Below are 26,692 nucleotides of genomic sequence, written 5' to 3' on the forward strand. Positions count from 1 at the left end.
TGTGCGCAGTGGCTGTGCCTTCGGCAATGACTGGAAGTGCCATCGAAGATGACACTCCGGCCATGCACCGGCATAAAAGCGGCTTAGCGGCTTAGCGGCTTGTCAATTATCGGCTTGGCGCTTCCTGCCCCAGCGGCACGACGGCAATGGTCAGACGCGATATGCAACTGGTCTTGCCTTCGTCGCTGGTCAGGCGGATATCCCACACGTGAGTGGTGCGGCCGATATGGACGGGGCGGGCCACGGCGGTGACCCGACCGCTGCGCAGGCCGCGCAGGTGGTTGGCGTTGACTTCCAGGCCTACGCAAAAATATTTGCTGGGGTCGATGCACAGATAGCTGGCCGTCGAACCGACCGATTCCGCCAACACCACCGACGCCCCGCCATGCAACAGGCCGTAAGGCTGGTGCGTACGATGATCGACCACCATGCTGGCGGTCAGCGAATCGTCGGTAAACGACTCGAAACGGATGTCCAGCCATTCGAGGATGGTGTTCTTGTTCAGGGCATTGAGTTGTTCGATGTTCGGTTTATCGCGCCACAGACCCATGTTCAATCCTTATTATTGGGCGCGCTCTTGGAAGCTGAGCGCCAGACGCCAACTATCTTTCACCTCCACCCGCCTGCGCAAGCGCTGATGTTTTTTCAGGCAGACGTTGACCCGGAGTTTCCTTGAGCCGCCCGGTCAGGCGCAGATTGCCCTGCTCGTCCAGCTCGCCCCGATCCCCCGTGTGCAGGAAACCGTCGGTCAATGCCTCGACGGTTTTCAGCGGTTGCTTGAAGTAACCGAGCATGGTTGCGCCGCTACGCACCAGCAGCTCGCCGTCATCCGCCAGCCGCACTTCAACCTGCGGACATGGCTGGCCGATCCAGCCGCTCTTGTGCTGGCCTGGCCGGCAGATATGCGAGTAGCCGCAGTTTTCGGTCATGCCGTAGGCGTCGAGGACATCCAGCCCGAGCCGTTGATACCAGTCCAGCAGGTTTTCCGACAGCGGCGCAGCGCCCGACACGGCAACCCGCAGCGCGTCCAGGCCAAGGCCCTTGCGAACCCTGCGTCCGACCAGCCTGCCAAGCAGCGGCACGCTTAACAGCGCACTCAGGCGTGCGGCGGGAATCCTGCTGTGCACGCTCGTCTGGAGTTTGCTCCAGATCCCCGGCTCGCCATACAGCGCCGTGGGCCGAGCGCGCTTCAAATCATCGACAAAGGTGTCCTGGTTCTCGGCGAAAAATACCGTTTGCCCGGCATAGATCGACGCCATTTCCACGAACATTCGCTCGGCCACGCAGCACAGGGGTAGATAAGACAGCAGCCGGTCCTTTTCGCCCAGTCCGAAGAGGCCGCTGCCATGGGTGACCGCAAAAGCCAGGGTGCCGAAGCTGTGCATGACACCCTTGGGTCGTCCGGTGCTGCCAGTGGTATAGATAATGGTCGCCAACTGATCGTAGCGCCCGATGGGGTTGTCCTGGATCGGCGACCAGGCCTGCAACTCATCCCAGCGAAAATCAAACGACCCTTCAGGGCTGAGCGGCAGCGCCACGGTCGGCAAACCGGCGCTGACACCGCAACTGATGCCCGGCCAGTCGTCCAGTCTGCCGACGAACACCATCGCCGCCTCTGAATGCTCCAGCATCTGAGCGACCGCTCCCGCGCTGAGGTACGGATTCAACGGAACCGAGACATGCCCGGCCATCCAGATCGCCAGGTCGGCAATGATCCAGTGTGCGCAGTTTCGGGAAAGAATCGCGATGGAGCTGCCCTGCGGCAGCCCTTGCCGACGCAACCAGTGCGCGGCGCGGCGGGCCTGATTGCCGACCTCGGACCAGCTCAGCTTCTGAACCTGTCCTCCCGCCATCGGCTGGACCAGAAAACACTTGTCCGGATGACGATCCTCACGATCATAGAAACGGCTCAAGGGCAGACTGATGGCGGTCGTCATGGCTCATGTTCCTTATTGTTATTGGGCAAGCGTAGTCGACCCGGTATTTACCCGGTGCTTGCGCGCCAATAAAACAGAGGAACGGTGCAGACCCTTTTGGAGATTCTATGTTTGGGGGCAACCCAAAGACGCCGCAGATGTATTGTTTGTACCGACGGCTTCCCGGATAAATCCGGTCCCTCGGGATGACCGCATTCCACCTGTGGGAGCTAGCTTGCTAGCGAAGGCGGTGTTTCAAACGCCGAAGATGTGTCGGGTTTACCGACCTTTTCGCGAGCAAGCTCGCTCCCACGGATTGTGAGGTGGCGGACCTGAACACATGCTCGACTGTAGACCCGTTGGAGCGAGGCTTGCCCGCGAAGAACGATAACGCGGTGAATCAGGCCCACCAAGGCGTCTGGTTCGCGGGCAAGCCTCCAACGGGGCCAATGGCTCGAACGGGCTCAAACGTGTCGAACGCTGTCCAGTTCCATGGCCCCGGCCAACGGAAAATCACCCGACAGTTCGGCCAGGCTTGCGGTGTTCATGGGCTGCGGTTGTTGGATGCTGCCGTGAACAGCGAGGCCAATCAACGCGCCCACCAGCGGCTGATGACTGACCAGCAGGACATCTTCGTTGGCATAAGCGTCCAGATGACTCAACACCTGGCGCGGATCATTGTCCGGTGTGAGCCAGGGCACGATGACCACCGGCTCGCTAAACCCCAGCGCCTGCCTGACCAGTTCGGCGGTTTGCTGGGCCCGGACATAAGGACTGGCGAGAATGCGCTGCAAAGGCTGGCCCATCAGGTAGGCCGCGCTGTGCAGCACTTGCTCACGACCGTTACGGGTCAGCTCGCGCTCGGCATCGCTGCGCGCCTGCGCCTGGGCTTCGCCGTGGCGCAAGACCCAGACTTTCATAACTTTGGCTCTTCATCACGTACCGGGTGCGCAGCCGCCGGAACACTGTGCGGAGCTTCACCTTCGGGTGTGCGAGGCGCAGGCCAATCGGCAAACGGCCAGGGTTTCTGGTCGCTGTGAAAGGTGCCGTAACGGCCGATCTGGGCCAGGAACTGGCTCAGACTGTCGCCGAAGTTCATCAGGCTGCCACTTGGCGCGCCGTAGATAAGCCGATAACACAATTGCACCAGCACAACGCCCGCCAGGACGACTTCGGCGACGTGCCAGACCAGCACAAACAGCACCATCCAGAGGACGCGCAGCAAAATCGACTCATGTTGCTTGAGTTTGGAATCGTTCAAGACACTCTCCCGCAAACAAAATAGGTATTCAGTTGAAACCGGTGGTGGAAATGAAGTCGACATCGGTCTTGGGTTCGGCACGCATGAGCTGCTCGATGACCTGTTTCAGGGTACGACCCTCGAAAAGAATAGCGTGCAACCCTGCGACCAGCGGCATATAGACCTGAAGCTCGTCCGCCTTGACTTTGAGCACCTTGAGGGTATTGACCCCTTCGGCCACTTCACCCAGACGGTTGACCGCTTCATCCAGACTCAAGCCCTGTCCCAGGGCGAAACCAACCTGATAGTTGCGGCTTTTCGGCGATGAACAGGTCACGATCAAATCACCGACGCCCGCAAGGCCGAGAAAGGTCATGGGGTTCGCACCTTGATTGACCGCGATACGGGTCATTTCCGCCAGCGCCCGGGTAATCAGCATGCTCTTGGTGTTTTCCCCCATTTCCAGCGCGACCGCCATGCCAGCGATAATCGCGTAGACGTTCTTGAGCGCCCCGCCCAACTCCACGCCAAAGCGATCCGCACTGGCATACACCCGGAATGTGCGACCGTGCAAAGCTGCCTGCACCTGCTGGCACAACTCCTCGTCCTCACTGGCGACCACGGTGGCAGTCAACGCATGCTCGGCGATTTCCCGGGCCAGATTCGGCCCCGACAACACGCCAATCCGCGCTTGCGGTGCGATTTCTTCAAGGATCTGGCTCATCAGCTTGAAGGTATTCGCCTCTATGCCCTTGGTCAGGCTGACCAGCATCTTGCCGCTCAAGCGCTGCACATGCGGGACCAGCACTGAACGCAAGGCGCTGGAAGGCAAGGCGACGAAGACCAGCTCGCTGCCGTCGAGCGTGGCGGCCAGGTCTGTGGTCGGTTCGACTTCAGGACGAACCTTGATGCCTTTGAGATAGCGAGGATTCTCGCGATTGACGCGAATCGCCTCGGCCTGTTCCGGATCGCGCATCCATTGACGGACCTGACGCCCGTTTTCTGCCAACAGGTTGGCAATGGCCGTACCGAAGCTGCCGCCGCCTAGAACCGCGACTGGTTGCTGTGTGGTCATAAAACCATCCATCTAGAGCCATCTGATTTTGGCGATGGCGGCATTATACGGAGCGTTGCAGCGTCAGCCAGCGACAAACTGTGTCACGGCGCCGCTCATTAGCTGTATTTCATCCCCGCCGCGCCGACGACCGGGGGCAAGTTCCATGGAAATAAGCCACGTCTTGGTTCCCATGCGCGACTATTACTGGAATCATTGCGACCACCGGCGATTGGAAAACTTCGCTGCACGACAGGAATCACCGGGCGGATGAGTATGGATACAGCGTTGGGCTTATGGATCGGACATCTGGGCTGCATCGTCACCGGCCTGCTGCTGGCGAACAGCGCGTGCGCAGCCGACGTCCTGTTGACGGCCACCGAAGACAGCCCCTTGGTGCGAGCCTTTGTCAGCGACCTGGCCCAGCGGCGGCCCGAAGATTCCGTGCGTTTCGCCACAACTGGCAAGCTGCCCGTGCCCGGCAAAATCCCGGAACATACCCGCCTGATCCTGCTTGATCCGGGTAGCCTGGATTGGCGTCTGCTGGACAGCCAGGGCCCGGCGACGCTGGTGCTGCGCATCAGCCGGATCGAGGCCCATCAGCGCCTGGCAGAGAAACGCCCGCCAAACCTGAGCCTGTTGTGGAGCGACCCGCCCGTCTCGCGGCAGCTCAAACTGATCCGGCAACTGTTGCCGCAAGCCAGACAAGTCGGCGTGCTGTTCGACAGTGACAGTCAGTTCCTGCTCAAGGAAACGCGCCACGCTGCCGTGCCGCTGGGCTTGAAGATCGTGTCCCAATCCTGGCGATCTGTCGCCGACAACCGCCCACTGAACGCATTGCTGAGTCGCAGCGACGTCCTGCTCGGGCTGGACGATATTGAGCTGTACAACACCAGGACCGCCAAGAACCTGTTGCTCAGCAGCTATGCGCAACAACTGGCACTGCTCGGCCCCAACGCAGGTTTCGTCACCGCTGGAAGCCTGGCCAGCACCTACAGCGACCAGCACGATTGGCTCGACACCCTTGATGCACTGCTGGATACCCCTCCCGCCAGTTGGCCGCGCGCGTTCTACCCCCCGTATTTCAAGGTTGTGAGCAACCCTCGGGTCGCACGCTCGCTCGGCATCGCCCCCATCAATGACGCTGCGCTGACCGCGTATCTGACCGATGCGGAGCGCCAGCCATGAATAAACGCCGCCAATGGGACATCAACACCCGCACCCAGATGATCAGCCTCGGGCCTGCGCTGCTGTTGACGCTGCTGCTGATCAGCTTTTTCACCTTCGTGCGGATCCAGGACCTGCGCCAGGAGGTCAACCACACCGGTCAGCTAATCGCCAACCAACTGGCTCCCGCGTCGGAATACGGGGTGATTGTCGGCAATGACGAGGTGCTCAGGGGGTTGATGCGCGCCACCTTGTCCACGCCTCATGTGCGTTTCGTAGAAGTGCAGGACAGCGCCAACAATGTCCTGGTGTTCGTCGAGCAGCCCGGCAGGAATGGCGGCAACTCCAAACAGGTGGAGATTTTCCAGGCGCCGATTCGCGCCCAGCGGATCAAGCTCAGCAACGATTTCCTCGGTGCGCGCGCAGAAGTGGCGAAGCCTGTGGAAGATTATCTGGGCCGGGTTTTGGTGGGCATGTCCAACGATGCGTTCAGCGAGCGGCAGCAGGAGATCCTGCTCAAGGCCGGCATTCTGGCGCTGTTCGCGCTGCTGTTCACCTTCCTGCTGGCCCGCCGCCTGGCCTCCAGCCTGTCACAACCGATCAGTGACATGGGCGACGCGGTCAAGGCCATCCAGCAAGGCGATTACAACACGCCGCTGCCGGTGCCCGACGACGCCGAGCTGGGTGATCTGGCGCGGCATATCAACAACCTGGCTTTCAACCTGGAAAAAGCCAGCCGTGAACAGCAGCAGTCCATCGATCAGCTGATTCAGGCCAGGGAAGAAGCCGAACGGGCCAACCGGGCCAAATCCGATTTTCTGGCGATGATGAGCCACGAACTGCGCACCCCCATGAATGGCGTGCTGGGCATGTTGCAGCTGCTGGAAACCACGCGCATGACCGAGGAACAGACCGAGTACGCGGCGCTGGCGACCGAATCCACGGAACATTTGCTCAAGGTCATCAACGATATTCTCGATTTCTCGCGGATCGAACGTAACGCCCTGCAAATGGAGAACATCGCGTTCAATCTAGCCGAGGTGATGACCACTTCGACCCAGGCGTTCCAGCACAATGCCCAGCAACGGGGGCTGGCGCTGCAACTGGATCTGCAGGCCGGGCTTCGCTCTTTCAATGTCTCTGGCGACCCGACCCGGCTGCGCCAGATCCTGGTCAACCTGATTGGCAACGCCCTGAAATTCACTGAAACCGGCAGTGTCTGTGTCCAGGCCGGTTGCCAGGAACTGGAAGCACAGCGCGTGCTGTTCACCTGCACCGTTCGCGACAGTGGCATCGGGATTTCGGCAGATCGCCTGGAGTCGATGTTCGATGCTTTCCAGCAAGCCGACAGTTCAATCTCCCGGCGCTACGGCGGCACCGGCCTGGGCCTGCCGATTGCGCGCACTCTGGCCGAGCGCATGGGTGGTGTCCTCAGCGCCAGGAGCGAGGAAGGTCTGGGCTCGACCTTCACGCTGGAGCTTGCGCTGACCCGCTTGCCGGCGGAGGTTGCCGATCCGTCCGGGGCTTCGGCTGGACATGGAGATGACGACGGCGAGGACCGCTGCGTGTTGCTGGTGGAGGATAATCCGGTCAATCGCACGGTGGTTCAGGCAATGTTGCACAGCCTCGGTTTTCAGGTGCACGTCGCCACCGATGGCGACCAGGCTGTGAGCATGGCGGGCAGTGGCAACTACGCAGTGATTTTCATGGATTGCCGACTGCCGGTCATGGACGGCTATGAAGCGACCCGCCGCATTCGCCAGCTTCCGGGGCTGGAACAGGTGCCGATCATTGCCCTGACCGCCAACGCATTGCAGGGCGATCGCGACGCCTGTTTACAGGCGGGGATGAACGATTACCTGGCAAAGCCCTTTAAACGTACTGATTTGCAGCAGGTTTTACAGCGCTGGCTGTCCTTTCGGACATCTGCGACTGGCGATAAATGCTAAATTGCGGCAGTCTTGGTAGCCGTATCGACAATCGACGTCGGCCGGATGATAAATTTCAGTGCACAAGTGTGCTTTCATTTCCCTTGTGCTGTGACTTTCACTACAACGCAATAGTCTATGAGTAGGCTGCCGACAGAGTCCTGGCGAGTCAGCCGGCCAGGACTGGATCCTGGGGCACATGGCGCCCCACCCTGCCGCACCAGATTATTGAGGAGCTCGCATGACCAAACAAAACGCCTTTACCCGGGAAGACCTGCTGCGCTGCAGTCGCGGCGAGCTGTTCGGCCCAGGTAATGCGCAACTGCCCGCCCCCAACATGCTGATGGTTGATCGCATCACCCACATCAGCGAAGGCGGCGGCAAGTACGGCAAGGGTGAATTGGTCGCCGAGCTGGATATCAATCCAGACCTGTGGTTCTTCGCCTGTCACTTCGAAGGCGACCCGGTAATGCCAGGCTGCCTGGGCCTTGATGCCATGTGGCAGCTGGTCGGTTTCTTCCTCGGCTGGCAGGGTTTGCCGGGCCGTGGTCGTGCACTGGGCTCGGGTGAAGTGAAATTCTTCGGCCAGGTGCTGCCAACTGCAAAGAAAGTCACCTATAACATCCAGATCAAACGTGTCCTCAAAGGCAAGTTGAACCTGGCCATCGCTGATGGCTCGGTCACTGTCGACGGTCGCGAGATCTACACCGCCGAAGGCCTTCGGGTCGGCGTCTTTACCTCCACTGACAACTTCTAAGGGTTATCCGCATGCGCCGCGTCGTTATCACTGGTCTGGGCATCGTTTCGTGCTTGGGCAATGACAAAGAGACCGTCTCCGCCAACCTGCGTGCAAGCCGCCCTGGCATCCGTTTCAATCCGGAATATGCCGAAATGGGTCTGCGTAGCCAGGTTTCCGGCTCCATTGACCTCAACCTCGAAGAACTGATCGATCGCAAGATCTATCGCTTCGTCGGCCATGCGGCAGCTTATGCCTACCTGGCCATGAAAGACGCCATCACTGATTCGGGCCTGACCGAGGAGCAAGTCTCAAATCCTCGCACTGGCCTGATCGCCGGCAGCGGCGGCGCGTCGACACTGAATCAGATGGAAGCGCTGGATATCCTGCGCGAAAAAGGCGTCAAGCGCGTCGGTCCGTATCGCGTTACGCGGACCATGAGCAGCACGGTTTCAGCCTGTCTGGCCACGCCGTTCAAGATCAAGGGCCTGAACTACTCCATCGCATCGGCCTGCGCCACCAGTGCTCACTGCATCGGCAACGCGATGGAACAGATTCAGATGGGCAAGCAGGACATCGTTTTTGCCGGCGGTGGCGAAGAAGAGCATTGGAGCCAGTCGTTCCTGTTCGACGCCATGGGCGCACTTTCCAGCCAGTACAACGAAACTCCGGAAAAGGCTTCCCGTGCCTACGACGCCAAGCGTGACGGTTTCGTCATTGCGGGCGGCGGCGGCATGGTCGTGGTCGAAGAGCTGGAACACGCTCTGGCGCGCGGCGCGAAGATCTACGCCGAAGTCGTTGGCTACGGCGCTACGTCCGATGGCTACGACATGGTTGCGCCAAGCGGCGAAGGCGCCATCCGTTGCATGCAGATGGCCCTGTCCACTGTGGAAGGCCCGATCGACTACATCAACACTCACGGCACTTCGACTCCGGTCGGTGACGCGAAAGAGATGGAAGGCGTGCGCGAAGTGTTCGGCACCAACGCTCCAGCCATCAGCTCCACCAAAAGCCTGTCCGGTCACTCTCTGGGCGCCGCCGGCGTTCACGAAGCGATCTACTGCATGCTGATGATGGAAGGCAACTTCATGGCCGGCTCAGCCAACATCGACGAGCTGGACCCGGTTGTCGCTGATATGCCGATCCTGCTCAAGACCCGGGAAGATGCAAAAATCGACCAGGTCATGAGCAACAGCTTCGGCTTCGGCGGCACCAACGCCACGCTGGTAATGAAGCGCTGGCAGGGCAAGTAATTCGCCCCGCTTCGCAGCTGTCAGAAAGGCGCCTCTTGAGGCGCCTTTTTTATTGGGTCGATTCAGCCTATGCAGGTAGGATATTTCCTTTTGCATGCGCGCCCAGCCGAGAAACCCTGATGCTAACGATCAAACCCCGCGCCGAAGACGTCGAAGGCCAACCCATTCTGCGTCCCCTGCCCTCGGCCAAATGCCGCAGCGTCGGGCCATTCGTGTTTTTCGATCACATGCTGGAAACCACCTACGCGCCGGGAACCGGCATGAACATTCGCCAGCACCCACATATTGGTCTGTCGACCCTTACCTACCTGTTCGAAGGCCGCCTGCTGCACAAGGACAGCCTCGGCAGCGACCAACAGGTTGATGCGGGCGAAGTCAGCTGGATGACTTCAGGCGCAGCCATTGCCCACATCGAACGCACGCCCGACGATCTGCTGGCCAGCGGCTCCAGGATGCATGGTCTGCAAATCTGGCTGGCGTCGCCCAAGGCTTTTGAATCAGGCGCAGGCCATTACAATCATCACCCGGCAAGCAGCCTGCCGGTCAGTGATGAGATGGGCATCCGGATCCGCATGATTGCCGGCAGCGGTTTTTGCCTGACCTCGCCGGTGCCCGTGTTGTCGCCGACGCTCTACGCCGAACTGCACATGCAGACCGCCACGACGCTGCTGATCCCCACTGAACATGCGGAGCGGGCGCTGTATGTGCTCAGTGGCGAGGCATCATTGGATGGCGAAGCTGTAGAAACCCGCAGCCTGATCGTGCTCGATGCAGGCCAGGAAGTGACGCTATGCGCGCAGAGCGAATGTCACGCAGTACTCATCGGCGGCGCCGCGCTGGACGGCCCACGGCGCATGAACTGGAACTTCGTCGCCAGCGATCCGGCGCTGATCGAAACGGCCCGCCAGCGTTGGGCGGCTGGAGACTGGCCAACGGTGTCGGGGGAAACGGGCAGGATTGAGTTGCCGTGAACGCAGAAGAGCCTTGGGAGATTTATTCGCGAACGATGATAAGGCGCAAAGCGTGCCGTTGGAGGCTTGCCCGCGAAGAACGATAACGCAGTGTGTCTGGTTCACCGGGGCGCCTGGTTCGCGGGCAAGCCTCGCTCCAACGGATTCAGCGCCGACCTTGTGGGAGCGGATTTATCCGGGAGGACGTCGGGGCAGCCATCGAGATAGTCAGAGCCTGTCCCGGCCTCCTCGCGAATGAATTCGCTCCCACAATTGCGAAATCGGCGCGATCTGTAGGACCGGATTTATCCGGGAGGACGTCGGTGCAGTCAACACATCGGCGGCGCCTGAGGGTTGCCTCCAAACATCGAATCCCCCTCAGGTTCGTCACCAGGCGTACGCCATACCGGTGAAACTGAATCAGTCCTTGAACACTTCATCCAGCAGATTATGCATCGATGCGAACGCACGTTTCGCGGTCTTGGCGTCGTACATCATCTTGCCTGGAGTCTGTGCCTCAGGATCGGTGAATGAATGCACAGCGCCGCCGTAGCTGGTCAGCTGCCAATCGATGCCTGCAGCGTCCATCTCAGCTTCAAAGACTGGCAATTGCTCTTTCGGTACCAGGGGATCGGCAGCACCGTGCAGAACCAGAACCGAGCCTTTGATGTTGTTCGCATCAGCCGGATTCGGCGTGTCCAGGGTGCCATGGAACGACACGGCGGCTTTCAGATTAGCGCCGGCGCGAGCCAGTTCCAGTGAGCAGCAACCCCCGAAGCAGAAGCCAAACGTAGCGACTTTGTCGGCATCGACCGGCGCGTCGGTCTGGCTCAGCAGTTGCTCAAGAGCCGCCTGCATGCGCTTGCGCAGTTCAGCGCGGTCATTCTTCAGGGGCATCATTGCAGCACCCGCTTCATCGCCGTTTTGCGGGCGAGTGCCTTGCCCGTAAAGGTCCACCAGCAATACCACATAACCCTGCTCGGCCACGGACTGGGCGATTTTCTCGGCACCTTCGCTGACACCCATCCAGTTGGGCGCCATCAACAGGCCCGGACGTGACGAAGCGTCGCCGGAGTCAAACACCAGACGGCTTTCGTACGGCTGGCCATCGATCTGATACACCACGGAACTGACAGTAACGTTGCTGCTCATCGCTGACTCCTCAATCATTGAACGAAAAATGCACGGACCAAAATCAGAAAACCCGCCGAAGCGGGTTTTTGTAACACGTCGAGTTAAACCGACAGTTCAACGAGCAGCTTGTTCAGCCTGCGCACGTAAGCAGCCGGATCTTTCAGGCTGTCACCTGCAGCCAGCGCCGCCTGATCGAACAGAATGTGCGACAGATCGCCGAAGCGTTCTTCGCTCTGCTCGGCGTCCAGCTTGCCAATCAGCGGGTGGGCCGGATTGAATTCGAAGATCGGCTTGGAGTCCGGAACCTTCTGCCCGCTGGCTTCGAGGATCTGGCGCATCTGCATGCCCAGATCAGCCTCGCCAATGGCCAGGATCGCCGGAGAGTCGGTCAGGCGATGGGAAACCCGCACTTCACTGACGGACTCGCCCAGCGCAGCTTTCAAACGCTCGATAAGACCTTCCTTATCCTTGGCGATTTCTTCCTGAGCCTTCTTGTCCTCTTCGGAATCAAGCTTGCCCAGATCCAGATCACCACGTGCCACATCGACAAAACCCTTGCCGTCGAAGTCGCTGAGATAGCTCATCAGCCACTCATCAATGCGATCGGTCAACAGCAGCACTTCGATGCCTTTCTTGCGGAAGACTTCAAGGTGCGGGCTGTTTTTGACCTGGGCGTAGGTCTCGCCGGTCAGGTAGTAAATCTTGTCCTGACCTTCCTTGGCGCGAGCCAGGTATTCGGCCAGGGCAACGACCTGCTCGCCGCCCTCTTCGTGGGTCGAAGCGAAACGCAGCAGGCCGGCGATTTTTTCCTTGTTGGCGAAATCTTCTGCCGGGCCTTCTTTCATGACCTGACCGAAGTTCTTCCAGAACCCCTTGTATTGCTCAGGCTCGTTCTTCGCCAGTTTTTCCAGCATGTCCAGCACACGCTTGGTCAGCGCAGACTTCATCGAATCGATGATCGGGTCTTTCTGCAGGATTTCCCGGGACACGTTCAGGGACAGGTCATTGGAGTCGACCACGCCCTTGATGAAGCGCATGTACAGAGGCAGGAACGACTCGGCCTGATCCATGACGAATACGCGCTGCACGTACAGCTTCAAGCCACGCGGCGCTTCACGTTGATACAGGTCGAACGGAGCACGGGCCGGCACGTAGAGCAGCGAGGTGTATTCCAGCTTGCCTTCAACCTTGTTATGGCTCCAGCTCAGCGGGTTCTCGAAGTCATGGGCAACGTGCTTGTAGAATTCCTGGTATTCCTCATCCTTCACTTCAGTGCGTGAACGGGTCCAGAGTGCACTGGCGCGGTTGACGGTTTCCCATTCAACGGCGGGCGCTTCTTCGCCTTCGGCAGCGGCCTGTTCTTTCGGCAGCTCGATCGGCAAAGCGATGTGATCGGAGTACTTCTTGATGATGTTGCGCAGACGGTAGCCGTCGGCAAATTCATCTTCAGCACTTTTCAGGTGCAGGACGATACGCGTGCCGCGCTCGGCTTTTTCCAGGGTAGCGACTTCGAATTCGCCTTCACCCTTGGAGGACCAGTGCACGCCTTCGCTGGCAGGCGCGCCCGCACGGCGGCTGAATACTTCGACTTGATCGGCAACGATGAAAGCCGAATAGAAGCCCACGCCGAACTGACCGATCAGGTGTGAATCCTTTTTCTGATCGCCAGAAAGGTTCTTCATGAAATCTGCAGTGCCGGATTTGGCGATGGTACCCAGATGGGTGATCACATCTTCCCGGCTCATGCCAATGCCGTTGTCTTCGAGAGTGACGGTTTTCGCGTCCTTGTCGAAGCTCACACGGATTTTCAGCTCGGCGCCGCCTTCAAGCAGGTCCGGTTTGGACAGTGCTTCGAAGCGCAGTTTATCGACGGCGTCAGAGGCGTTCGAGATCAATTCGCGAAGGAAAATTTCCTTGTTGGAATACAGCGAATGGATCATGAGGTGCAGCAGTTGCTTTACCTCGGTCTGGAAGCCCAGGGTTTCCTTTTGAGTTTCCACACTCATGGTCATCAAACTCCAATCAGATGGCAAAGCCACCAGACAAGACATGAATCTGTGTCGGGCGGCGGGTAGTCATCAAAGTGGGGGCTGGGACCGGGATTTCAAGGGCGCGCAATTGCGCTTCGACGATTCTTCGACCGCTGCCCACGCAATGAATGGCGCGAGAAGGCCAATCCCAAGGATTTTCTCGGCATAAGGCAGCACCGGTGTCATGCCATTTGGGTTGGCGCGCATGCCGCCCGAGCCGAAACCCGGCAATCAGGCAACGCCGCAGGAGGAGCGCCTGACACGCTCAAGCACCACGGTTTCACGCATGCGCGGCGTTCATTTCCTGGCAGTAATAGTTGCAAAATGCTTCGGTGCCGTCGCGGATTCAACGCGAAGCCCTTGATACGCAAACACAATCTATCTGAGCGGTGGCCGGAACTTAATGAAAAGCCCAGTGTTCGAAGGCTCGTAGATATTCAATAAGGAGAAACACCCCATGCGCAAATCTTTAGCTTATGCCTTGATGCTTTCTGCCACTTTGGGCCTTGCCGCCTGTGACAAGAAGTCCGAAAACACCCAGCAAGATGCCAACAAAGCTGCACAGGAATCCCAGGAGTCGATGGCGAAGGCTCAGGATAAAGTGAACGACGCGGCTAAAGAAAGCCAGGAAGCTGCACAGAAAAATGCAGAAGCCGCTCAAGAGCGCGCGAAAGAGGCCAATGGTCAGGCCCCGGCGCCAACCACGACCAAGTAAGCTGAGAGGTTTTCAGATAATAAAGCCCGCAATTGCGGGCTTTATTAGCTTTTGGCGGATGACTTTCAAATCGCGCTCTGACTAAGCGTCAGTCACTTGCATTCCGACTTTTTGAATACCTGTCATGCCAGCGCTTCACTTCGTTTGCCCAGTGCCCGATCAATCACGAACGCAACGACCAACATCATCAAGGACGGCACCAACCAAGCCAGGCCTTGATCGCTTAGCGGGAGATTCGCCAGGACGTGCGGCATGCTGTCAGCAAAACCTGCGCCTTTGATCGCATCGATAACACCAAACACCGCGGCCACGAGCATGACTGGCGCGACGATCCGGCTTTGTGATTGCCAGAAATCCTTGCAGAAGCTCAGGGCTACAAGAACGATGCAAGGCGGGTAAATGGCCGTCAGTACCGGGATCGAGAACATGATCAGCTTGGTCAGGCCCAGATTCGATACCAGCAATGAGAACAGCGCCAGAATCAGAACCAGTGCTTTATAAGACAACGGCAGTACCTGACTGAAGTACTCGGCACAGGCGCAGGTCAGGCCCACAGCGGTCACCAGACACGCCAGGGAAATCAGTACCGCCAGGAAACCGCTGCCCAGCGAACCGAAGGTGTGTTGCACGTAAGCATGCAGGACCGCCGCGCCGTTGCTCGCCCCCGCTGCCACCGCATGACTCCCGGAACCGAGACGGAACAGGCTGATGTAGACCAGTGCAAGCCCTACCCCGGCAATCAGCCCGGCGATGATCGCGTAACGGGTAATCAAGGCTGGCGACTCGACTCCGCGTGAGCGAATCGCGTTGACGATGACGATCCCGAACACCAGTGCACCCAGGGTGTCCATGGTCAGGTAGCCATTGATGAAGCCCTGGGAGAACGGTGCCGCGGCATAAGCAGGCTCGGCAATCCCGACATCACCGGCAGGCAGCGCGAAGGCCGCAATACCCAGCACCGCAAGGGCGATAATCTTCAACGGCGCCAGAAAGCGGCCCACGGTATCGAGCAGACGCCCCGGATACAGCGACACCCAGAACACCACCGCGAAATACGCCAGGCTATAGAGAAACAACGCCATGGGGCTGTCGCCTGTCAGCGGCGCGAGACCTACTTCAAACGACACCGTGGCCGTTCGCGGCGTCGCGAACAGCGGACCCACCGCCAGATAGCACACCGCTGCCAGAATCCCGCCGGCGACCTTGCCAATCGGGCTGCTCAACGCATCCATGGCGCCACCGACCTTGGCCAGAGCGATGACCGTGATCACCGGCAAACCTACCGCAGTGACCAGAAAGCCCAGCGCCGCCATCCACACATGGGGACCGGCCTGCAAACCAACGATCGGGGGGAAGATGATATTGCCAGCCCCGACGAACAGGGCAAACGTCATAAAACCAAGTGCCAGGATATCCCGGCCTTTCAACACTTTCATCAGAAGGAAACCACACATTCAAATCGGAATTTAGAGGAGATTTCCCGACGGATAAGGGAAATGCTGCCAGCCCTTTTAGGACCGACCTGACTGTGCCGTGACTCCTTGTGAGAGCCAGCCTGCACAAAATGGCCGCTAGCCTAACCAATTTGCGTGTGTTTTGCACTGATAGAGGGCGCGCTGAGCGATGAACGCACCTTTTGTGAACGCTGGAATCCGTTGAAGCGAGCGGGCGGCGTTTCGACTTGCCCGCGAAGCGGTTACCCTGCAAGCACTGCCGTCGGCTGAACGAATGCCTTCGCGGGCAAGCCTCGCTCCAACAAATTCGGCATCCATAACGCACAAAGGCCACCCGAAGGTGGCCTTTGTCGATTGCTCGATCAGGTAAGCAGAAGCTTACTTGACAGCCCAACCAGTCAGCTCGGCCAAAGCCTTGCCGATGTCAGCCAGGGAACGCACGGTTTTCACGCCAGCGTCTTCCAGTGCTGCGAACTTCTCGTCTGCAGTACCTTTACCGCCGGAGATGATTGCGCCAGCATGGCCCATGCGCTTGCCCGCAGGGGCAGTCACACCAGCGATGTAGGAAACAACCGGCTTGGTCACGTGTGCCTTGATGTAGGCAGCCGCTTCTTCTTCAGCCGAACCGCCGATCTCACCGATCATGACGATCGCTTCGGTCTTCGGGTCTTCCTGGAACAACTTCAGGATATCGATAAAGTTGGAACCAGGAATCGGGTCACCACCGATACCAACGCAAGTCGACTGACCGAAACCGGCATCAGTAGTCTGCTTCACAGCTTCGTAAGTCAGGGTGCCGGAACGCGACACGATGCCTACTTTGCCTGGCAAGTGAATGTGACCTGGCATGATGCCGATCTTGCATTCGCCCGGAGTGATCACGCCTGGGCAGTTAGGCCCGATCAGGATCACGCCCAGCTCGTCGCACTTGACCTTGGCATCCAGCATGTCCAGGGTAGGAATGCCTTCGGTGATGCACACGATCAGCTTGATGCCGGCGAATGCTGCTTCAAGGATGGAATCCTTGCAGAAAGGAGCAGGAACGTAGATGACGCTGGCAGTAGCGCCAGTGGTTTCTACCGCTTCTTTCACAGTGTTGAACACTGGCAGGTTCAGGTGCGTGGTGCCGCCTTTGCCTGGAGTCACGCCGCCAACCATTTTGGTGCCGTAGGCAATGGCTTGCTCGGAGTGGAAAGTACCCTGCGAACCGGTGAAGCCCTGGCAGATTACTTTGGTGTCTTTATTGATCAGGACGCTCATTACTTGCCCTCCGCAGCTTTGACAACTTGTTGAGCAGCGTCGGTCAGGCTGGTAGCTGCGATGATGTTCAAACCGCTTTCTGCCAGTACTTTAGCGCCCAGTTCAGCGTTGTTGCCTTCAAGGCGAACAACAACCGGGATTTTAACGCCGACTTCTTTCACTGCACCGATGATGCCTTCGGCAATCATGTCGCAACGAACGATGCCGCCGAAGATGTTGACCAATACTGCGGCGACATTGCTGTCGGACAGGATGATCTTGAACGCTTCGGTAACGCGTTCCTTGGTTGCGCCGCCACCAACGTCGAGGAAGTTGGCAGGTTTGCCGCCATGCAGATTGACGATGTCCATGGTACCCATGGCCAGGCCAGCACCGTTGACCATGCAACCGATGTTACCTTCCAGCGCCACGTAGTTCAGTTCGAACTTGGCAGCGTGGGCTTCACGTGGATCATCTTGCGATGGATCGTGGAAAGCCTTCAGCTTTGGCTGACGGTACATGGCGTTGGCGTCGATGTTGATCTTGGCGTCCAGGCAGTGCAGATCGCCGTCAGCCTTGATTACCAGCGGGTTCACTTCCAGCAGAGCCAGGTCGTGGTCCTGGAACAGCTTGGCCAGACCGGTGAAGATCTTGGCGAACTGAGTGACCTGCTTGCCTTCCAGACCCAGCTGGAAAGCCAGATCGCGACCCTGGAATGGCTGAGCGCCAACCAGTGGATCGATAGTGGCTTTGAGAATCTTCTCAGGAGTGTCGTGAGCGATTTTCTCGATGTCCACGCCACCTTCGGTGGAAGCCATGAACACGATACGACGGCTCGAACGATCCACTACAGCGCCGAGATACAGCTCTTTAGCGATGTCGGTGCAGGACTCAACCAGGATCTTCGTCACTGGCTGACCGTTGGCGTCGGTCTGGTAAGTTACCAGACGCTTGCCCAGCCATTGCTGTGCGAAGGCTGCCGCGTCTTCTTTGCTGCGAACCAGCTTGACGCCGCCCGCTTTACCGCGACCACCGGCGTGAACCTGGGCTTTGACAACCCATTCAGTGCCGCCAATCTTGTCGCACGCTTCTGCTGCTGCTTCCGGGGTGTCTACTGCGTAGCCTTTGGATACTGGCAGGCCGTATTCAGCGAACAGCTGCTTACCCTGATACTCGTGAAGATTCATGCTTATTACCGTCTTCGTTAGGTACTGCGCATTCGGTGCTGCACGTCTGGCGTGCCGCACCACCTGTGACCGCTACTCCCGGCGGCCCCGAAACCTGTCAGACCGCGTGGGTCCGTCAGGCTTCAGAGAACACCTCAGAGGTCGAGTCCGGCGGACATTCCGCGGTGAGTCTTGCTCGCAAGGCTCACGACGGGCAGTCCGTCGTGGTTTCTCTTATTGTCTTAGCGTTTTTTGCGGTTCTGGATGTGGATGGCACCGCCATTCACGGCCAGAGCAGCTTCATGCAATGCTTCGGACAGCGTCGGATGGGAGAAGACCATCATGCCGATGTCTTCGGCACTGCTGCCGAATTCCATCGCGATCGCGCCCTGCTGTACCAATTCCGCAGCGCTCGGACCAATGACGTGAACGCCCAATACGCGATCAGTCTTGGCGTCAGCGATGATCTTGACGAAACCGCCAGTATCGTTTGCTGCCATTGCGCGGCCGCTGGCTGCGAATGGGAAGGTGCCGACGTTAACTTCAACGCCTTCAGCCTTCAAGGTCTGCTCGGTTTTACCAACCCAGGCGATTTCCGGGTGGGTGTAGATAACCGAAGGAATCAGATTGTAGTTCATCTGAGCCTTGTGGCCCTTGATGCGCTCGACAACCATGATGCCTTCTTCCGAGGCTTTGTGGGCCAGCATCAGACCACGAACCACGTCACCGATTGCATAAACGCCAGGAACGCTGGTGGTGCAGAAGTCGTCGACGTAGATGAAACCGCGCTCATCCAGGTCCACGCCGCTGTCCGCAGCCAGCAGGTCGGTGGTCACCGGACGACGACCAACGGCCACGATCAGGCGGTCGAAAGTGATCGACTGCTCGCCCGCTGCGTCGGTGTAGCTGACAACCACTTCTTCGCCGTTAACCTTGGAACCGGTCACGCGAGCGCCCAGTTTGATGTCCAGGCCTTGCTTGGTGAAGGTTTTCAAGGCTTCTTTGGAAACGGCTTCGTCAGCGGCCGGAATGAATTTCTCCAGCGCTTCCAGAACAGTGACCTGAGCGCCCAGACGAGCCCATACCGAGCCCAGCTCCAGACCGATAACGCCAGCGCCGATAACGCCCAGACGTTGTGGAACCTGTTGGAATTCCAGGGCACCGGTAGAGTCGACGATAACTTTCTGATCGACCGGAGCTGGTGGAATGTCGATCGGACGCGAACCCGAAGCCAGGATCACGTGGTCCGCTTCGATGATTTCAACGGTGCCATCAGCGCCGGTCAGTTCGACTTTCTTGCCAGCCAGCAGTTTGCCGTGGCCTTGCAGAGTGGTCACGCCGTTGGCTTTGAACAGGCTGGCTACGCCGCCGGTCAGGCCTTTGACGATGGTGGATTTGCGACCCACCATGGCTGGAACGTCCATCGACACGTCGGAAGTCGAGATGCCGTGGATCGCGAAACCATTCTTGGCTTCGTAGAATTTCCAGGAGCTGTCCAGCAGCGCCTTGGAAGGAATGCACCCTACGTTCAGGCAAGTACCGCCAAGGGCCAGTTTGCCCTCCTTGTCCTGATATTTCTCGATGCAGGCAGTCTTGAGACCAAGTTGCGCGGCCTTGATGGCGGCTACATAACCGCCAGGGCCAGCGCCAATCACTACCAAGTCGAATTTCTGGGACATAACAAAGAGTTCCTCTTTAGCTGCGAGCTTCAAGCCACAAGCTGCAAGCCGGTCTGTGATGTCTTACAGACGAGCGTTGCAACCTGTTCATTAGATGTAATTTGCAAAACCCGAGCTGTACGCCTGGCTGCCTTTCTCTTGCAGTCAGCGGCTTGCAGTTCGGGGCTGCCTCATCAAATATCCAGCAGCAGACGAGCCGGATCTTCCAGCAGGTTCTTGATTGTCACCAGGAACGTCACGGCTTCTTTACCATCGATCAGACGGTGATCGTAGGACAGCGCCAGATACATCATCGGACGGATAACTACCTGACCGTTGATTGCCATCGGACGTTGCAGAATGTTGTGCATGCCCAGGATAGCCGCTTGCGGCGGGTTGACGATCGGGGTCGACATCATCGAGCCGAAAGTACCACCGTTGGTGATGGTGAAGGTACCACCGATCATCTCTTCCATGGACAGCTTGCCGTCACGGGCTTTCTTGCCGAAAGCAGCGATGCCGCCTTCGATTTCAGCCAGGCTCATGTGTTCTGCGTTACGCAGCACAGGAACCACCAGACCACGGTCGCTGGACACCGCAACACCAACGTCGGCGTAGCCGTGGTAAACGATGTCGGTGCCGTCGATCGAGGCGTTGACAGCCGGGTAGCGCTTCAGCGCTTCGGTGGCAGCCTTGACGAAGAACGACATGAAGCCCAGGCGTACGCCATTGTGGGACTTCTCGAACAGATCCTTGTATTTCGAACGCAGGGCCATGACTTCAGTCATGTCGACTTCGTTGAAAGTAGTCAGCATCGCCATGTTGGACTGGGCTTCAACCAGACGCTTGGCCACGGTGGCACGCACGCGGGTCATCGGCACACGCTTCTCGACGCGGTCGCCGGCAGCGAACACAGGAGCAGCAGGCGCAGCGGCAGGCTTGGCAACTGGCGCAGCAGCAGGAGCGGATTTCTTCGCTTCAACCGCGGCAACCACGTCTTCCTTGGTGATACGGCCGTCTTTACCGGTGCCCTTGACGCTGGCCAGGTTGATGGCGTTTTCTTCAGCCAGTTTGCGCGCAGCCGGTGCAGCGATGGAATCTTCGTCGCCAGCAGCAGCGGCCGGAGCCGCCGCCTGGGCTGGTGCGCCAGCAGCCGGAGCAGCGGCTGCAGGTGCTGCCGAAGCAGTACCACCCGCATCCAGCGTTGCGATCAGTTCGTTGGACAGGACAGTTTCACCCTCGCCTTTCACGATCGACGCCAGCACGCCGTCAGCTTCTGCCAACACTTCGAGCACGACTTTGTCGGTCTCGATGTCGACCAGAAGCTCGTCACGTTTTACCGCTTCGCCCGGCTGCTTGTGCCACTTGGAAATGGTGCCATCGGCAACTGATTCCGGGAAAGAGGGGGCTTTGATCTCGATAGCCATTATCTGTAATTCCTTAATTCGGTTTCTAATGCGCGAAGGCGTTAAACAGTGAAGGCATCTTTGAGCAGTTTTTCCTGCTGCTCAGCGTGCATCGAAGCGTAGCCACAAGCCGGTGCTGCAGAGGCGTCACGACCGGCATACTCGAGCACGAGGTTGCGGTTGTGATTGCCAACGCTGCGACGCAGATGATGCTGGCTGCTGTACCAGGCGCCCTGGTTCATCGGCTCTTCCTGACACCACACTGCATTTTGCAGATTGGTATAAGGAGCAAGCGTTTCCATCAGGTCGTCTTCAGGGAACGGATACAGCTGTTCAAGACGCACGATGATGGTGTCTTCACGGCCTTCGGCACGGCGTTTTTCAAGCAGGTCGTAGTAGACCTTGCCGCTGCACATCACCAGACGCGTAACCTTGGCGGCATCGAGGGTATCGATTTCCGGGATAACAGTCTGGAACGAGCCTTCAGCGAGATCTTCCAGGGTCGACACGGCCAGTTTGTGACGCAGCAACGACTTCGGAGTCAGCACGATCAACGGCTTGCGCAGCGGACGAATCACCTGACGGCGCAGCAAGTGGTAAATCTGCGCAGGGGTAGTCGGCACGCACACCTGAATGTTGTGCTCGGCACAACCCTGCAGGTAACGCTCGAGACGCGCAGAGGAGTGCTCCGGCCCCTGCCCTTCATAACCGTGGGGCAGCAGCATGGTCAGACCGCACAGACGGCCCCACTTGTGTTCGCCACTGGTGATGAACTGGTCGATGACCACTTGCGCACCGTTGGCGAAGTCGCCGAACTGGGCTTCCCAGATAACCAGTGCTTCAGGCTGGGTCGTCGAGTAGCCGTATTCGAAGGCCAGTACGGCTTCTTCCGACAGGAAGGAGTCATACAGATCGAAACGTGGCTGACCGGCGTACAGATTCTGCAGCGGGATATAGGTCGTGGAGTCTTTCTGGTTGTGCAACACAGCATGACGGTGCGAGAACGTACCGCGGCCGATATCCTGGCCGGTCATGCGGATCGGGTGACCTTCGAACGCCAGGGTCGCGTACGCCATGGTTTCAGCGTAACCCCAGTTGATCGGCAGGCCGCCGGCTTGCATCTTCTGACGGTCTTCGTAGATCTTCTGCACCTGACGCTGAACCACGAAGCCTTCCGGCAGCTCCATGAGCTTGGCGGACAGTTCCTGCAGGGTTTTCAGATCAAAGCGGGTGTCATGACGCGCAGTCCAGGCGTGGCCCAGATATGGACGCCAGTCCACGAACAACTCTTTGTTCGGCTCTTTGACCAGGCTTTTTACAACATGCAGACCGTTGTCCAGCGCGTTGCGATAGTCATCGATTTTCGCCTGCACGCGGGCGTCATCGAGTACACCGGACTTGATCAGGCTTTCAGCGTACAACTCGCGGGTGGTGCGCTGCTTGGCGATCTGCTGGTACATCAACGGCTGGGTGCCGCTTGGTTCATCCGCTTCGTTGTGACCGCGACGACGGTAGCAGACCAGGTCGATCACCACGTCACGCTTGAACTGCATGCGGTAATCGATAGCCAGCTGGGTCACGAACACGACGGCTTCAGGGTCATCGCCATTTACATGGAGAATCGGCGCCTGAATCATCTTGGCAACGTCGGTCGCGTACTCGGTGGAGCGCGAGTCTTCCGGGTTGCTGATGGTGAAACCCACCTGGTTGTTGATGACGATGTGGATCGTGCCGCCCGTCTTGAAGCCGCGAGTCTGCGACATCTGGAAGGTTTCCATGACCACGCCCTGCCCTGCAAAAGCAGCATCACCGTGGAGGGAAATTGGCAGAACCTTGTCACCGTTCGGATCGTTACGACGATCCTGACGCGCACGCACCGACCCTTCGACCACCGGAGAAACGATCTCCAGGTGAGACGGGTTGAATGCCATGGCCAGGTGAACTTCACCGCCTGCGGTCATCACGTTCGACGAGAAGCCCTGGTGATACTTGACGTCACCGGAACCCAGCTCGACTTTTTTCTTGCCTTCGAACTCGTCAAACAGGTCGCGCGGGTTCTTGCCGAAGGTATTGACCAGGACGTTCAGGCGACCACGGTGGGCCATGCCGATCACGATTTCCTTGGTGCCGTACGAACCGGAACGCTGGATCAACTCATCCAGCATCGGGATCAGGCTTTCGCCACCTTCCAGACCGAAACGCTTGGTACCCGGATATTTGGTGCCCAGGTATTTTTCCAGACCTTCAGCCGCAGTCACGCGCTCGAGCAAGTGGCTCTTGATGTCCGCGGAAAAATCCGGACGACCACGAACACTCTCAAGACGCTGCATGAACCAGTTGCGCTGCTCGGAATCCACGATGTGCGTAAATTCAGAGCCGATGGTGCGGCAATATGTCTGCTGCAACGCTTCGTGAATTTCGCGTAGGCTCGCTTCCTCTTTGCCGATGAACAAGTCGCCAGCACGGAAAGTGGTATCCAGATCAGCGTTGGTCAGCCCGTAGTGATTGATCGACAGATCGGCAATCACAGGACGTTGCCACAGGCCCAGCGGATCGAGCTGGGCAGCCTGATGGCCACGCATACGGTAAGCCTGGATAAGTCGCAGTACCTCGACCTGCTTCTTCTCGTGTTCGCTGCTCACGCTTCCGGCGGACACCGGTTGGGCGCGGCGCTGGTTTTTAGCCAGCAACACGAAATGATCGCGAATCGTAGAATGCGATACATCGGTGGCAGTGCTGCCGTCAGCGGGCAACTTCTGAAAGTAGGTGCGCCACTCTTCTGGCACAGCGTTAGGGTCGTGCAGGTAGAGCTCATAGAGCTCTTCCACATAGGCAGCGTTACCACCGGAAAGGTGGGCACTGTTCCACATGCGCTGCATCACGCTTTCTTGCATGCTTGGTCACCCTCGGTAAGGGGACACCACCGGCGAAGACACCACAGCAAACCTGAGATAGTCATGTGCAGCGACTGTATCAAGCCACTAAGGATCACGCAGATAGTCCGGGTACCAGCCCGGATGCCCCTGCTGGTCTCATTTCTTCAAAATAAGAGCCGCAGCATTACAAGCTGCTGCTCAGGTTAAAACTACGGCGCCGGTTGAAGCCTGCGCCGCAGCGATTTCGGTGAAGCAGTGTAACGGGTACAGCAGTCGAATCAGACGCCGTTTTGCAGAAGCATGTTGCGAACGTGACCGATAGCCTTGGTTGGGTTAAGGCCTTTCGGACAGACGTTGACGCAGTTCATGATCCCGCGGCAGCGGAATACGCTGAACGGATCGTCCAGTGCCGCCAGACGCTCGGCGGTCTGGTTGTCACGGCTGTCAGCCAGGAAGCGATAGGCTTGCAGCAATGCAGCCGGACCGAGGAACTTGTCCGGGTTCCACCAGAAGGATGGGCAGGAAGTCGAGCAGCAGGCGCACAGGATGCACTCGTACAAGCCGTCGAGCTTCTCACGTTCTTCCGGAGTCTGCAGACGCTCGATGGCCGGAGCCGGAGTGTCGTTGAGCAGATATGGCTTAACCTTCTCGTACTGCTTATAGAAGATGCTCATATCGACGACCAGGTCACGGATCACCGGCAAACCAGGCAGCGGACGAACCACCAGCTTGTTCTTCTTGACCACGGCAGACAGCGGCGTGATGCACGCCAGGCCGTTCTTGCCGTTGATGTTCATGCCATCAGAACCGCAAACGCCTTCACGGCAAGAGCGACGATAGGAAAAGCCTTCGTCCTGCTCTTTGATCAGGGCCAGCACGTCCAGGACCATGATGTCCTTACCGCCGGTATCGATCTGGAATTCCTGCATGAACGGCGCAGCGTCCCGATCCGGGTTGTAGCGATAAACACTGACTTGCAACATATCGGCCACCCTTAGTAAGTCCGAATCATGGGTTCGAAAGTCGGAACAGTCTTCGGCGAGAAGTTCACGGCACGCTTGGCTACACGTTTTTCACCCGGGAAATACAGGGTGTGGCACAGCCAGTTCTGGTCGTCGCGATCTTCGTAGTCTTCACGGGCGTGAGCACCGCGGGACTCTTTGCGAACTTCGGCGGCAATCGCCGTTGCTTCGGCCACTTCAAGCAGGTTTTGCAGCTCAAGCGCTTCGATTCGAGCGGTGTTGAACGCCTGGCTCTTGTCGTTGATCTTGACGTTGGAAATACGCTCGCGCAGGCCGGCCAGTTGAGCGATACCTTTCTGCATGTATTCGCCAGTGCGGAATACGCCGAAGTAGTTCTGCATGCAGCTTTGCAGTTCTTTACGCAAGGTAGCCACGTCTTCGCCGGTTTCACGAGCGTTGAGACCCGCCAGACGCTCAAGGGCGAAATCAACGTCGGTTTCGGTGGCGCGACGGTAGTCGACACCTTCACGCAGGCTTTGTTCCAGATGGATACCCGCAGCACGACCGAACACCACCAGGTCGAGGAGCGAGTTGCCGCCCAGACGGTTGGCGCCGTGAACCGATACGCAAGCCACTTCGCCTACAGCGAACAGACCCGGAATGATCTGGTCGACGCCAGCGGCGTCCTGGGTGATTGCCTGACCATGGATGTTGGTGGCAACGCCGCCCATCATGTAGTGGCAGGTGGGTACGACCGGGATCGGCGCAACGGCCGGATCGACGTGTGCGAAGGTCTTGGACAATTCCATGATGCCTGGCAGACGGCTGTGCAGTACTTCTTCGCCCAGGTGATCGAGCTTGAGCATCACGTGATCGCCATCAGGACCACAGCCGTTACCGGCAATGATTTCCTTGACCATCGAACGCGCTACAACGTCACGACCGGCAAGGTCCTTGGCGTTCGGAGCATAACGCTCCATGAAACGCTCGCCGTGCTTGTTGATCAGGTATCCACCTTCACCACGGCAACCTTCCGTGACCAGTACACCTGCGCCGGCGATGCCGGTTGGGTGGAACTGCCACATTTCGATGTCCTGAACCGGAACACCTGCACGCAATGCCATGCCGACGCCGTCGCCGGTGTTGATCAGGGCGTTGGTGGTGGAGGAATAGATACGGCCAGCGCCGCCGGTAGCCAGTACAGTCGCATTGGCGCGAATGTAGGAGGTTTCACCGGTTTCGATGCAGATAGCGATGATGCCGACAAACACGCCGTCCTGGTTCTTCACCAGATCCACTGCGTAGTATTCGTTGAGGAATACGGTGCCGGCTTTCAGATTGGCCTGGTACAGGGTGTGCAACAAGGCGTGACCGGTACGGTCGGCCGCAGCGCATGTACGTGCTGCCTGACCGCCCTTGCCGAAATCCTTGGACTGACCGCCGAAAGGACGCTGATAGATGCGGCCTTGTTCGGTGCGCGAGAACGGCAGGCCCATGTGTTCGAGTTCGAACACGGCTTCCGGACCTACGGAACACATGTACTCGATAGCGTCCTGGTCACCGATATAGTCGGAACCCTTGACGGTATCGTACATGTGCCAGCGCCAGTCATCGTTCGGATCTGCCGAAGCGATGGCGCAGGTGATGCCGCCCTGAGCGGAAACGGTGTGGGAGCGAGTCGGGAACACCTTGGTGACCACGGCGGTCTTGTGACCACCTTGTGCCAGCTGCAATGCCGCGCGCATGCCAGCACCGCCGCCACCGATGATGATGGCGTCAAAAGAAAGCGTATTAATGTTAGCCATGAA

General features: G+C 58.5%; 20 protein-coding genes and 1 pseudogene. 6 read left to right on the top strand and 15 right to left on the bottom strand.

Annotated elements, in window-relative coordinates; genetic code table 11:
* Nucleotides 1–106: 106 nt before the first annotated feature.
* From AABC73_RS18775 to AABC73_RS18795, 5 genes and pseudogenes are all read right to left on the bottom strand, one after another.
* Nucleotides 107–550: a hotdog fold thioesterase gene (locus tag AABC73_RS18775; protein WP_341520456.1), complete on the bottom strand. Its 444-nt coding sequence runs from the start codon at nucleotides 548–550 to the stop codon at nucleotides 107–109.
* 118 nt (nucleotides 551–668) lie between these two features.
* A pseudogene (locus AABC73_RS18780) lies at nucleotides 669–1,937 on the bottom strand (AMP-binding protein); the annotation flags it as partial.
* Nucleotides 1,938–2,380: 443 nt separating this feature from the next.
* Complete coding sequence (sixA, locus tag AABC73_RS18785) at nucleotides 2,381–2,836, bottom strand: phosphohistidine phosphatase SixA (RefSeq protein WP_341520457.1); 456 nt, start codon at nucleotides 2,834–2,836, stop codon at nucleotides 2,381–2,383.
* Nucleotides 2,833–3,177, bottom strand: a complete 345-nt coding sequence (locus tag AABC73_RS18790) for a DUF4389 domain-containing protein (protein ID WP_341520458.1) — start codon at nucleotides 3,175–3,177, stop codon at nucleotides 2,833–2,835. The genes sixA and AABC73_RS18790 overlap by 4 nt, the downstream gene beginning before the upstream one ends.
* Nucleotides 3,178–3,205: 28 nt before the next feature.
* Nucleotides 3,206–4,231: an NAD(P)H-dependent glycerol-3-phosphate dehydrogenase gene (locus tag AABC73_RS18795; RefSeq protein ID WP_341520459.1), complete on the bottom strand. Its 1,026-nt coding sequence runs from the start codon at nucleotides 4,229–4,231 to the stop codon at nucleotides 3,206–3,208.
* Between the two features lie 249 nt (nucleotides 4,232–4,480).
* Between AABC73_RS18795 and AABC73_RS18800 the strand changes: the two genes are divergently transcribed.
* The 5 genes from AABC73_RS18800 (at nucleotide 4,481) to AABC73_RS18820 (ending at nucleotide 10,265) form a co-directional block, all read left to right on the top strand.
* Entirely contained in the window at nucleotides 4,481–5,398 is a 918-nt protein-coding gene (locus AABC73_RS18800; RefSeq protein WP_341520460.1) for an ABC transporter substrate-binding protein, read from the top strand.
* Entirely contained in the window at nucleotides 5,395–7,326 is a 1,932-nt protein-coding gene (locus AABC73_RS18805) for a response regulator (protein WP_341520461.1), read from the top strand. Before AABC73_RS18800 ends, AABC73_RS18805 begins: the two co-directional genes overlap by 4 nt.
* A 220-nt stretch (nucleotides 7,327–7,546) precedes the next feature.
* Nucleotides 7,547–8,062 carry a 3-hydroxyacyl-[acyl-carrier-protein] dehydratase FabA gene (gene fabA, locus AABC73_RS18810; protein ID WP_020289312.1) on the top strand — a complete coding sequence of 172 codons (516 nt, stop codon included), beginning with the start codon at nucleotides 7,547–7,549 and terminating at the stop codon, nucleotides 8,060–8,062.
* Between the two features lie 11 nt (nucleotides 8,063–8,073).
* A complete protein-coding gene (gene fabB, locus AABC73_RS18815) occupies nucleotides 8,074–9,294 on the top strand; it encodes a beta-ketoacyl-ACP synthase I (RefSeq protein ID WP_020289313.1) in 1,221 nt (406 codons plus the stop codon).
* A gap of 119 nt (nucleotides 9,295–9,413) precedes the next feature.
* Nucleotides 9,414–10,265: a pirin family protein gene (locus tag AABC73_RS18820; RefSeq protein WP_341520462.1), complete on the top strand. Its 852-nt coding sequence runs from the start codon at nucleotides 9,414–9,416 to the stop codon at nucleotides 10,263–10,265.
* Nucleotides 10,266–10,664: 399 nt separating this feature from the next.
* Here the strand turns inward: AABC73_RS18820 and AABC73_RS18825 are convergent, their stop codons facing one another.
* Both AABC73_RS18825 and htpG read right to left on the bottom strand, forming a co-directional pair.
* Nucleotides 10,665–11,396 (bottom strand): dienelactone hydrolase family protein, encoded by a 732-nt coding sequence (locus AABC73_RS18825; RefSeq protein ID WP_341520463.1) that lies wholly within the window; start codon nucleotides 11,394–11,396, stop codon nucleotides 10,665–10,667.
* A gap of 83 nt (nucleotides 11,397–11,479) precedes the next feature.
* Nucleotides 11,480–13,384: a molecular chaperone HtpG gene (htpG, locus tag AABC73_RS18830; RefSeq protein ID WP_341520464.1), complete on the bottom strand. Its 1,905-nt coding sequence runs from the start codon at nucleotides 13,382–13,384 to the stop codon at nucleotides 11,480–11,482.
* 481 nt (nucleotides 13,385–13,865) lie between these two features.
* On the opposite strand from htpG, the gene AABC73_RS18835 reads away from it, so the two are divergent.
* A complete protein-coding gene (locus AABC73_RS18835) occupies nucleotides 13,866–14,123 on the top strand; it encodes a hypothetical protein (protein ID WP_331152019.1) in 258 nt (85 codons plus the stop codon).
* Between the two features lie 122 nt (nucleotides 14,124–14,245).
* On the opposite strand, the gene brnQ is transcribed toward AABC73_RS18835, so the two are convergent.
* The 8 genes from brnQ to sdhA form a co-directional block, all read right to left on the bottom strand.
* Nucleotides 14,246–15,559, bottom strand: a complete 1,314-nt coding sequence (brnQ, locus tag AABC73_RS18840) for a branched-chain amino acid transport system II carrier protein (protein WP_341520465.1) — start codon at nucleotides 15,557–15,559, stop codon at nucleotides 14,246–14,248.
* A 396-nt stretch (nucleotides 15,560–15,955) separates the two neighbouring features.
* Complete coding sequence (sucD, locus tag AABC73_RS18845; RefSeq protein WP_020289319.1) at nucleotides 15,956–16,837, bottom strand: succinate--CoA ligase subunit alpha; 882 nt, start codon at nucleotides 16,835–16,837, stop codon at nucleotides 15,956–15,958.
* Nucleotides 16,837–18,003 carry an ADP-forming succinate--CoA ligase subunit beta gene (sucC, locus tag AABC73_RS18850; protein ID WP_020289320.1) on the bottom strand — a complete coding sequence of 389 codons (1,167 nt, stop codon included), beginning with the start codon at nucleotides 18,001–18,003 and terminating at the stop codon, nucleotides 16,837–16,839. The genes sucD and sucC overlap by 1 nt, the downstream gene beginning before the upstream one ends.
* Nucleotides 18,004–18,224: 221 nt before the next feature.
* Nucleotides 18,225–19,661: a dihydrolipoyl dehydrogenase gene (lpdA, locus tag AABC73_RS18855; RefSeq protein WP_331151858.1), complete on the bottom strand. Its 1,437-nt coding sequence runs from the start codon at nucleotides 19,659–19,661 to the stop codon at nucleotides 18,225–18,227.
* Between the two features lie 173 nt (nucleotides 19,662–19,834).
* Nucleotides 19,835–21,067 (bottom strand): 2-oxoglutarate dehydrogenase complex dihydrolipoyllysine-residue succinyltransferase, encoded by a 1,233-nt coding sequence (gene odhB, locus AABC73_RS18860; protein ID WP_341520466.1) that lies wholly within the window; start codon nucleotides 21,065–21,067, stop codon nucleotides 19,835–19,837.
* 41 nt (nucleotides 21,068–21,108) lie between these two features.
* Nucleotides 21,109–23,940, bottom strand: coding sequence for a 2-oxoglutarate dehydrogenase E1 component (locus AABC73_RS18865; protein ID WP_341520467.1), 2,832 nt, complete (start codon nucleotides 23,938–23,940; stop codon nucleotides 21,109–21,111).
* 260 nt (nucleotides 23,941–24,200) lie between these two features.
* A complete protein-coding gene (locus AABC73_RS18870) occupies nucleotides 24,201–24,905 on the bottom strand; it encodes a succinate dehydrogenase iron-sulfur subunit (RefSeq protein ID WP_065834544.1) in 705 nt (234 codons plus the stop codon).
* 11 nt (nucleotides 24,906–24,916) lie between these two features.
* A complete protein-coding gene (gene sdhA / locus AABC73_RS18875; protein WP_065834543.1) occupies nucleotides 24,917–26,689 on the bottom strand; it encodes a succinate dehydrogenase flavoprotein subunit in 1,773 nt (590 codons plus the stop codon).
* Between the last annotated feature and the right edge of the window lie 3 nt (nucleotides 26,690–26,692).

It is taken from the genome of Pseudomonas sp. G.S.17 (assembly GCF_038096165.1).
In the GTDB taxonomy this organism is placed as follows: Bacteria; Pseudomonadota; Gammaproteobacteria; order Pseudomonadales; family Pseudomonadaceae; genus Aquipseudomonas.

Excerpts from the sequence above, each read along its gene's own strand:
- AABC73_RS18775 (WP_341520456.1), bottom strand. The coding sequence starts at position 550 with ATGGGTCTGTGGCGCGATAAACCGAACATCGAACAACTCAATGCCCTG.
- sixA (WP_341520457.1), bottom strand. The coding sequence starts at position 2,836 with ATGAAAGTCTGGGTCTTGCGCCACGGCGAAGCCCAGGCGCAGGCGCGC.
- AABC73_RS18795 (WP_341520459.1), bottom strand. The coding sequence starts at position 4,231 with ATGACCACACAGCAACCAGTCGCGGTTCTAGGCGGCGGCAGCTTCGGT.
- AABC73_RS18800 (WP_341520460.1), top strand. The coding sequence starts at position 4,481 with ATGAGTATGGATACAGCGTTGGGCTTATGGATCGGACATCTGGGCTGC.
- AABC73_RS18805 (WP_341520461.1), top strand. The coding sequence starts at position 5,395 with ATGAATAAACGCCGCCAATGGGACATCAACACCCGCACCCAGATGATC.
- fabA (WP_020289312.1), top strand. The coding sequence starts at position 7,547 with ATGACCAAACAAAACGCCTTTACCCGGGAAGACCTGCTGCGCTGCAGT.
- fabB (WP_020289313.1), top strand. The coding sequence starts at position 8,074 with ATGCGCCGCGTCGTTATCACTGGTCTGGGCATCGTTTCGTGCTTGGGC.
- AABC73_RS18820 (WP_341520462.1), top strand. The coding sequence starts at position 9,414 with ATGCTAACGATCAAACCCCGCGCCGAAGACGTCGAAGGCCAACCCATT.
- AABC73_RS18825 (WP_341520463.1), bottom strand. The coding sequence starts at position 11,396 with ATGAGCAGCAACGTTACTGTCAGTTCCGTGGTGTATCAGATCGATGGC.
- htpG (WP_341520464.1), bottom strand. The coding sequence starts at position 13,384 with ATGAGTGTGGAAACTCAAAAGGAAACCCTGGGCTTCCAGACCGAGGTA.
- AABC73_RS18835 (WP_331152019.1), top strand. The coding sequence starts at position 13,866 with ATGCGCAAATCTTTAGCTTATGCCTTGATGCTTTCTGCCACTTTGGGC.
- brnQ (WP_341520465.1), bottom strand. The coding sequence starts at position 15,559 with ATGAAAGTGTTGAAAGGCCGGGATATCCTGGCACTTGGTTTTATGACG.
- sucD (WP_020289319.1), bottom strand. The coding sequence starts at position 16,837 with ATGAGCGTCCTGATCAATAAAGACACCAAAGTAATCTGCCAGGGCTTC.
- sucC (WP_020289320.1), bottom strand. The coding sequence starts at position 18,003 with ATGAATCTTCACGAGTATCAGGGTAAGCAGCTGTTCGCTGAATACGGC.
- lpdA (WP_331151858.1), bottom strand. The coding sequence starts at position 19,661 with ATGTCCCAGAAATTCGACTTGGTAGTGATTGGCGCTGGCCCTGGCGGT.
- odhB (WP_341520466.1), bottom strand. The coding sequence starts at position 21,067 with ATGGCTATCGAGATCAAAGCCCCCTCTTTCCCGGAATCAGTTGCCGAT.
- AABC73_RS18865 (WP_341520467.1), bottom strand. The coding sequence starts at position 23,940 with ATGCAAGAAAGCGTGATGCAGCGCATGTGGAACAGTGCCCACCTTTCC.
- AABC73_RS18870 (WP_065834544.1), bottom strand. The coding sequence starts at position 24,905 with ATGTTGCAAGTCAGTGTTTATCGCTACAACCCGGATCGGGACGCTGCG.
- sdhA (WP_065834543.1), bottom strand. The coding sequence starts at position 26,689 with ATGGCTAACATTAATACGCTTTCTTTTGACGCCATCATCATCGGTGGC.